Source organism: Blautia sp. HCP3S3_B11, from assembly GCF_052064435.1.
GTDB lineage: Bacteria > Bacillota > Clostridia > Lachnospirales > Lachnospiraceae > Blautia_A.
Genome location: NZ_JBQHVP010000037.1, coordinates 1 through 8637 on the forward strand (window position 1 = coordinate 1; position 8637 = coordinate 8637).

The 8637-nt window shown below is 45.8% G+C and carries 4 protein-coding genes; all 4 read left to right on the forward strand.

Annotated features, from left to right (window positions below; translation table 11 throughout):
- Positions 1–113: 113 nt before the first annotated feature.
- The 4 genes from ACTNC0_RS17895 (at position 114) to ACTNC0_RS17910 (ending at position 8538) form a co-directional block, all read left to right on the forward strand.
- The gene (locus ACTNC0_RS17895; protein WP_441088448.1) at positions 114–1403 is read left to right on the forward strand and encodes an ABC transporter substrate-binding protein; all 1290 of its coding nucleotides are present in this window, start codon (positions 114–116) and stop codon (positions 1401–1403) included.
- Positions 1404–1418: 15 nt separating this feature from the next.
- Positions 1419–4367, forward strand: coding sequence for a response regulator (locus ACTNC0_RS17900; protein WP_441088449.1), 2949 nt, complete (start codon positions 1419–1421; stop codon positions 4365–4367).
- 69 nt (positions 4368–4436) lie between these two features.
- On the forward strand, positions 4437–7310 hold the full coding sequence (locus ACTNC0_RS17905; protein ID WP_441088450.1) for a transporter substrate-binding domain-containing protein: 2874 nt from the start codon (positions 4437–4439) through the stop codon (positions 7308–7310).
- A gap of 403 nt (positions 7311–7713) precedes the next feature.
- The gene (locus tag ACTNC0_RS17910) at positions 7714–8538 is read left to right on the forward strand and encodes a recombinase family protein (RefSeq protein ID WP_441088451.1); all 825 of its coding nucleotides are present in this window, start codon (positions 7714–7716) and stop codon (positions 8536–8538) included.
- Positions 8539–8637 lie beyond the last annotated feature (99 nt).

Genomic DNA, 8637 nt, shown 5'->3' on the forward strand with positions numbered 1-8637 from the left:
GGACTGCGATGGCATAAATTGCTATTTTGTTAGCTGAAATATTGAATTTTCAAGGTGCGAAGCCCATTTGGGGTATGGGAAGTCTTAGTTAATTACCAATGGAGGAAAGAAAAATGGTATTTAGAAAAAAGATTGGTGCAGGAATACTGGCTATGACTATGCTGATGAGTTGTCTCGCAGGCTGCTCCTCAAATTCCACGAATAAGGTACAAACTGTCGGAGAAGAAAAGAAGGAGCAGGTTACTTTGACCTTCTTTGGAAACAAAGCGGATGAAAGCAATGTTCATGTTATTGAAAGCATTATGAGTTCTTTCATGAAGGACCATCCCGACATTGTCATCACTTACGAGTCTATCAAAGGTACTGACTACTATGATACACTGAATAAGCGTATGGAAAACGGCACCGGAGATGACATTTTCATGGTAAACCATGATACGATGCTTGAACTTCATGCAAAGGGACAGGTAGCTGACCTGACGGGCTTATCCACCATTGACAGCTATACAGAGGATCAGAAGAACCAGTTTGTATCTGAAGACGGTATCTTCTGGCTTCCGACTACAGTATCTTCTTTTGGCTTATATTGCAATATGGATATGCTGAAAGAACACAATCAGAGTGTTCCTACAAACATTGTGGAGTTTGAAACTGTTTGTGATTACTTCCTTGAACAAGGTATTACCCCTATCGTTGCAAATAATGATATTTCATTGAAGACAATGGCTATCGGTGTCTCTTACTTTGACGAGTATCAGAACGGCACAGAAGGACAGCTGTTTACGGATCTGAATTCTGGAAAAGTTGGATTAGGCGAAAGCCTGGATGCCGGACTTACCGTTGTTGAAGAAATTATCCAGAAGGGATATGTAGATGCGGCAGTCGCAGCAGAAACCCAAAAGACTTCTGGCGATCTGGAAGCCTTTGCAAAAGGTGAGAATCCGTTCATGCTGACTGGTGCTTGGGCTTCTAATCGTGTTAAGAATGACTTTGGTGCAACATTTGCCTATGAAGTTCATCCGCTGCCCGTTTTGGATGATGGTGGTTTGATCGTCATTAACCCTGATGTGCGTCTATCTGTGAATTCTGATAGTGAGCATATCGAAGAAGCCAAACTGTTTGTGGAATACTTTACCCAGGCAGAAAACCTGCAGGCATTCTGTGATGACCAATGTTCCATCTCCCCGTTGAAGAACGGAAAGGAATCCTCTATAAAGGAGATTCACCCGGTTGTGGAGTGTTTTGAAGCAGGCCGAGTGGTCATTGGAACAGACGCAAGATTGAATCTTCCTATTTGGGATGTGACGAAGGACGCAAGCCAATCTCTTCTGAATGGAAGCGACAAAGTAACTGTTATTGGTGAGATTGATAATAGTATTCAGGAATACATTACTGAGAATTAATTTTGGGAGGTAACTATGGTGAAGAAAAATAGAAAGAGAACTGGATATTCGCTCATAGTTGCCTCCGGTCTTTTATTACTTGTTGGGGTACTCTTGTACGGTCTGTACTATGTGAATGATGTCAGAACAGAGTTGTGGGATAGCTCCCTGTCTACGATTATTGAGAATACTGACCGCGCTTCAGATATGGTGGCCGGAAAGATCAATGCAGAAAAACGCAGTTTACAGGTACAGGTTAATGCGCTGGAAAGTCTGGATTCTACAGACACGGACACCATCAGCTTTTTGTTGAATGGTTTCGATTCAAAGGAGTATTCGACCACGCTGCTTTTGGGATCAGCCACCTATCCGGCAGAGAACAGTTACAACAAGGAACTTCCAGAAAACGAAGACACAACAATAAATATTGTGGCTCCTTTTCTGAGCGATAACAGTGGTAAGCGTGTTATCGCACTAACGAAAACGATGACATTCCAGGATGGTGTCACCGGATGCATGATCAGAGAAATCCCTGTTAATGATTTAAACGATGCCTTTACCGTATCCTTTTTCCAAAATCGCGGTCACTCATACATGATTGATGGAAAGGGAGATATCCTATTTCGATCCGTAACTACGAGCGGAAACAAAACTTCTCACAATTTGTTTGTAATTTTTGAGAATGAAGCAGAGAATGAGCAATCCACAATCAATGAAGTGAAGAAACTGGTCGAAGAAGGCAGATCCGGCTGGACACTACTCAAATATAACGGGCTGGATAAGCTGTACTATTTTTCGCCCATTGAGTCGACACAGTGGCTTTTGGTATCTGTTGTCCAGAAGGATATTATCACCGAACAGACGCAGAATATACTTGGTCAGACTTTTATTCTTTCGGGAATCATCTTTTTGGGCTTTTTATTCCTGATTGGGATGCTTTTAATCAGAGAACACCAGAATCAAAAGAGAATCGAACAGGAAAACATTCTCGAAAAGCAAATGATTATCGCATCGAATTCCGAAGTGAAGACAGTAGTCTTAGGTGTTGATCTGGCTGCAGACTCCTACAAGGTTATTTCCCAGATTCAGCATGAGGGCTACATGCTTGCGCAGGCTCCAACTTTTTCAGAACTCATTGACTCCTTTGCTGAAATCATTGATATGGAATATCGGGAAGAATACAGGGCTTGTTTTGGTGTTTCAAATCTGAAGAAACTGGCAAGGAAAGAACACAGGTATGAGTACCGAGAATTCTCTATTATGCTTAACGGAGAAAAACACTGGATCGCCGCAGAAGCGGTAATGGTAAATGATGAAAACAACCAGAACAGGCTCGTATACTCTTCAAGAGTAATCGATGCAGCAAAAAAGGAAGAAGAGGAAAGGCGAAAAACCCTTCAGGATGCTTTGGATATGGCTGAACAGGCTACCAAAGCAAAATCGGTATTTTTGAGCAATATGTCTCATGATATCCGAACACCTATGAATGCAATCATCGGTTTTGCTACGCTGGCATCCGCAAATACATCAAACGAAGATAAAATCAAAGATTATCTTTCCAAGATTCTGTCCTCCAGTAATCATTTGCTTTCTCTCATCAATGATATCCTGGATATGAGCCGAATCGAGAGTGGTAAAATCAACCTGGAGGAGACGGAAGCTAACCTGTCGGATATCCTTCATGATATCAAGACCATCATCAGCGGTCAGATTCATGCCAAGCAATTGGAACTTTACATGGATGTCATGGATGTAACCGATGTGGATGTATTCTGCGACAAGACCCGCCTGAATCAGGTGCTGCTGAACCTGCTGTCCAATGCCATCAAGTTTACCCCCGCCGGCGGCACGGTTTCTGTCCGGGTAGCTCAGCTTCCCGGGGCACCGAAGGGCAAGGGGCTGTACGAAATTCGTGTGAAGGATACCGGTATCGGCATGAGCAAGGAATTTGCCAAAAAAATATTCGAGCCGTTTGAGCGTGAACGCACCTCCACCGTCAGCAAGATTCAGGGCACCGGTCTGGGTATGGCCATTTCAAAAAATATCGTGGACATGATGGGCGGAACCATTGAGGTGAAAACGGAACAGGGCAAGGGCACAGAGTTTGTCATTCAGCTGGTGCTGAAGCTTCAGTTAGAACGCCGTAACATCGAGAAAATCCCTGAACTGGATGGTATGAAAGCATTGGTGGTAGATGATGACTATAATACATGCGATAGCGTCACAAAGATGCTCTCCCAGGTGGGTATGCGTTCCGACTGGACCCTTTCCGGCAAGGAAGCGGTGCTGCGGGCAAAGAACGCTTTCGAGCGGGATGACGCCTTCCATGCCTACATCATCGACTGGCGGCTGCCGGACATGAATGGTATAGAGGTGACCAGGCAGATTCGCCGTCTTGGAGATGATACGCCTGTTATCATACTTACTGCTTATGATGTTTCTGATATTGAGGCAGAAGCAATCGAAGCGGGTGTGACCGCCTTCTGCTCAAAGCCGATGTTTATGTCTGATTTAAGAGAAGCATTGACGAAAGCAATCGGTGGTTCAAAGGAACAGGATGATAGTATCCTGCCCATGCTGGATGAAGTGGCGGACTTTAAGGGAAAGCGCTTGCTTTTAGTGGAAGATAATATTCTCAACCAGGAAATTGCGCAGGAAATCCTTTGCGAATACGGCTTTTTGATTGACACGGCGGATAATGGCTTAGTAGCGGTGGAAAAGGTCACCGCATCCAAACCCGGTCATTATGATGCGATCTTGATGGATATTCAAATGCCTGTCATGAACGGTCATGAAGCTACAAAGCATATTCGCGGTCTTGCTGAACCGGCTCTGGCCAATATCCCGATTTTGGCAATGACAGCGAATGCATTTGACGAAGATCGCAAGGCGGCGCTTGAATGTGGAATGAGTGGTTTCCTGTCAAAACCGATTGAGATTGACCAGGTTATACAGGTGCTGCAGGAATTATTTATGACAAGGTAATTGAAACAGACAAGGATGAAAGACACAAACTGTACACGATCCTTCTACTTTTTGAAAAGGAAATAGATCATGGATAAAAGAATAGCCAGGAATACAACCTGGAGAAAAAGAATCGTGACCGGGATATTGTGCCTTGTTGTGTTCATGACAATGCTTCTTCCCGCCACAGTATATGCGTCAGAGGCTGAAACCAAAACGATCCGCGTCGGTTATTTTGCTTTTCCGGGGTATCATGAGGTCTACCAGGACGAGGATGGAACCCATGGAAGAGGGTACGGATTCGATTTTCTTCAGCTTCTTCGTAAATACACAAATCTGAACTACCAATATATCGGCTACGAAAACAGCTGGCAGGAAATGCAGGAGATGCTGCGCTCCGGTGAGATTGACATGGTGACATCTGCAAGAAAAACCAGTCAAAGAGAAAAGGAATTTGCCTTTTCTGCTTCCATCGGCACCAGCAATGCGGAGTTGTGCGTCCGTTCGGGGGACGACCGCTTTGGTCTGAATGATTACGGCGGCTTTGACGGAATGACCATCGGCGTTCTGAGCGGCAACAGCCGCAATGGCGACCTGGCTGCATTGGCGCAGGAGAAGGGTTTTTCCTATCAGACAGTGGAGTATGCGGATGAATCGGAGTTGACTGCGGCTCTCCGGAACGGGGAGGTTGACGGAATTGTTGCCAGCAGCCTGCGAAAGCATACGGACGAAAAAATCGTTGCACGGTTTGCCCTGGAAGAATTCTATTGTATCGTTCGGAAAGAGGATGCCAATCTTCTGGAGGAGATCAACAGGGGCATCGACCAGATGGATCAGAACGAGGGAGACTGGAGAAACAAACTCTTTTATAAATACACCACCAACAACCAGGACAGTGAACTTACCTTTACTCCGGAAGAGCGGGAATATATCCGTGCCGTCCAATCCGGCGAAAAGGTCATTACCGCCACTGCGCAGCCGGACAGAAACCCCTACTCCTATGTGGAAAATGGGGAACTGGTGGGAATCATACCGGATTACTTTGCCAATCTGATGGAGATGGCAGGGCTTCCCTATACCGTTATGGCTGCGGAAAGCCGTGCGCAATATTACGACTGGGTGCAAAACAACGAAGTTGATGTCTACATGGACATCAGCCCGGAGAGAAGCACTCTGTTAAACGAAGACAGTGGTGTTTTCACAGAACCCTATATTCAGCTGACCATGTCCTGCGTGACAAAGAAGGACTTTCGAGGGGAAATCCAATCGATTGCCGTTGCCTATAATCAGATGTATGACGGCATTGATGCCGATATCGCAAAAAATGTTCAGACCATCACCTTTGATTCCCGAATCGAGGCATTGCAGGCGGTCAAGGATGGAACCGCAGATGCCTGCTATGTTTATACCTATATGGCTGAAAAGTTCGTTAATCAGGACCCTGACGGGGAGTTGATCTTTCACATCGTCAATACGCCTGCCTCCGACCTGTCTGTTGCGATCCGCCCAACAACAGATCATGAACTCCTCAGCATTTTGAATAAATGCCTGAAAGCAGATCAGTCCCTTGTGATGGACGAGCTTGTGGAAAAGTACACTCGCTATGTGCAGCCGGATGTTACTTTGGCGAAGTTTGTCAGGAACAACCCCTGGTTTTTGGTTGCCTTGATCGCTGTCATTTTGGGTGTTGGAACGGTGATCGTTGTGATACTCGGAAGCAACCGAAGAATGCGAAAGGTTGCGCAGGAACGCGCCGCCCTTGCAGCCAGTCTCAAGGAGAAGAACGCTTTGCTGGAAGAATCCGTACAGCAGGCCCAGAGTGCGAATATCGCAAAAACCACATTCCTGAACCATATGTCTCACGATATCCGAACGCCTATGAATGCCATCATTGGGTTTACCAATATCGCATTAAGACATCCTGCGGAACCGGAGGTGCGCAGCTGCCTTGAAAAAATTGGAGAGAGCTCCGAACATCTGCTGATGCTCATAAACGATGTGTTGGACATTAGCCGTATTGAGAGCGGTAAAACAAAATATACACCTGTTCCTGTGGATATTACCAAAGTGATCGATGCGGTTTTGGATATTACCAATGGCTTCCTCATTGATCGCAGTCTGTCCTTTACTGTCCACAGAGCAAAACTGGATACCCCCTATGTTCTGGCGGATGCTGTGCGAATCCGGGAGGTACTGGTGAATATCCTCAGCAACGCTGTGAAGTTTACCCCGGATGGAGGCAGTATCCGTTTTGAAACGGATTACCGCCCCGGCGGGGATGATCGTCATATCGTTGTCCGGTATCGCATCGCAGATTCTGGCGTTGGAATGAGTGAGGAATTTCTGGAAAAGGTTTTTGATGACTTTGCACAAGAGGAAACTGGAGCCAGAACCCAATACAAGGGCACTGGGTTGGGCATGGCTATTACGAAGCAGTATGTGGATCTGATGGGCGGCACCATCACGGTTGAGAGCAAAAAAGGCAGTGGCTCAACATTTACGGTGGAACTTCCTATGGAACTGACCGACATGGAAAATGTTGTCCAGCAGGAGATACCGCAAAGGAAGGATAGCCTGTGTGGTATCCGGGTGCTTTTGGCGGAGGATAACGATCTCAATGCGGAAATCGCAGAAATACAATTGGAAGAGCTGGGAATGACAGTAACTCGGGCTGCAGACGGAAAACAGGCTGTGGGCCTTTTTGCGGACAACCCGGCAGGTACTTTCGATGTGATCCTCATGGATATCATGATGCCGCAGATGAACGGCTATGAGGCCACTAAGGCTATCCGAAGGATACAAAATCGTCCGGATGCCCTTGCAATACCGATCATCGCCATGACAGCCAACGCCTTTGCCGAGGATGTTCAGGCTTCTCTGGATGCCGGAATGAATGGGCATCTTTCAAAGCCGATCGTGATGGACGAGGTAATCAAAACCATTGCACGGAATCTGGACAGGTGAGTTGCGTTAGCGCATACATAGATGGAAGTATTTTCCTGGTTTAGGCTTGACAAGTGAATTATAATAAGAAGAAAGAGATATTGCTTCCCCAGCGCTGTAATATCTCTTTTTTTATGAAAGATAAGACTACTCAGCATCTTCCCAGAAAATGAAGAGTAGCCTAATCCAATGCCCGGATAGAGGGGGATGCATCTCCTTGTATTTGGGGGGTGCATTAGGGGGTGCAACCGTTGGATTGTATCAAAATGGTGGTTGCGATGAATGCAAAGTAGGCTGTTATCTGTACTCCAAAATCCTTTATTTTCAATGATTTTTACATTCTTATATACAGTTAGCCTAATCTGAGTTATAATGAGAACAGCCTATACGGGTGTACTCTATAACGATAACGCAGGAGGGCATTATGGCTATCGTTAAAAAATTGAAACAGCATCCGCCATTACCGCCGTCAAGGTATGAGGTTGGCATCTATTGCCGGGTCAGCACTGCAAGTAAAACACAAGTCGTGAGCGCTGGTCATCAGCTTTCCGGCCTTATTGAGGATGTGGCTAATAGCCAGCAGGCGCGGCTGTATGACGTCTATTTGGACATTCAGTCCGGCAGGACATCAGATAACCGTAAGAATTTAATGCGGCTCCTGGACGATTGCAGAGCCGGGAGAGTGACTCTTGTGTACACCAAGTCCATCAGCCGATTTGCCAGAAATACGGTAGATGTTCTGACTATTGTTCGGGAACTGAAAAAGATGAATGTCCCGGTCTACTTTGAGAATGAGCAGCTGTATTCCTTTGACAAGGAAGCGGAACTTGCAATCAGCCTTCATGGCGCTATTGCCCAGGGCGAGTCTGAGAACAAGAGTGAGAATATCAAGTGGAGCCTGGATAAGGCAGCCCAGAACCCGGATGCTCAGCTCTATAATCGAAAATGCTACGGATACAGCAATGCCGAAGATGGCAGCCTGGTAATCAACGAGCCGGAGGCAGAAGTCATACGGCAGATATTCCAGATGTACCTGGATGGATATAGTATCGGCGGGATTAAGAAGTATCTGGAAGAAAAGGGAATTTTGACTTCCAGAGGAAAAAGCACCTGGTCGAAGCGTACCATCGAAACCATACTGGCCAATGAGAAATATGTCGGTGATGTCATTCTCTATCTCCAAATGGAAGCAGGAATACGCCGACCTCAAAGAGCAGAGAGATACCGACTACACCAAACTGAAATTTGAAATGTAGTTGTGAACTTCCAGTAATTTTTCCACCTAAAGAAAAAAGAACGAAATAAAATCATAAAAAATCCCGGTTTTCTGCGGCTTTCCATTGCAGAT

Coding starts and splice junctions, on each gene's coding strand:
- ACTNC0_RS17900 (WP_441088449.1), top strand. CDS start 1,419: ATGGTGAAGAAAAATAGAAAGAGAACTGGATATTCGCTCATAGTTGCC.
- ACTNC0_RS17905 (WP_441088450.1), top strand. CDS start 4,437: ATGGATAAAAGAATAGCCAGGAATACAACCTGGAGAAAAAGAATCGTG.
- ACTNC0_RS17910 (WP_441088451.1), top strand. CDS start 7,714: ATGGCTATCGTTAAAAAATTGAAACAGCATCCGCCATTACCGCCGTCA.
- ACTNC0_RS17895 (WP_441088448.1), top strand. CDS start 114: ATGGTATTTAGAAAAAAGATTGGTGCAGGAATACTGGCTATGACTATG.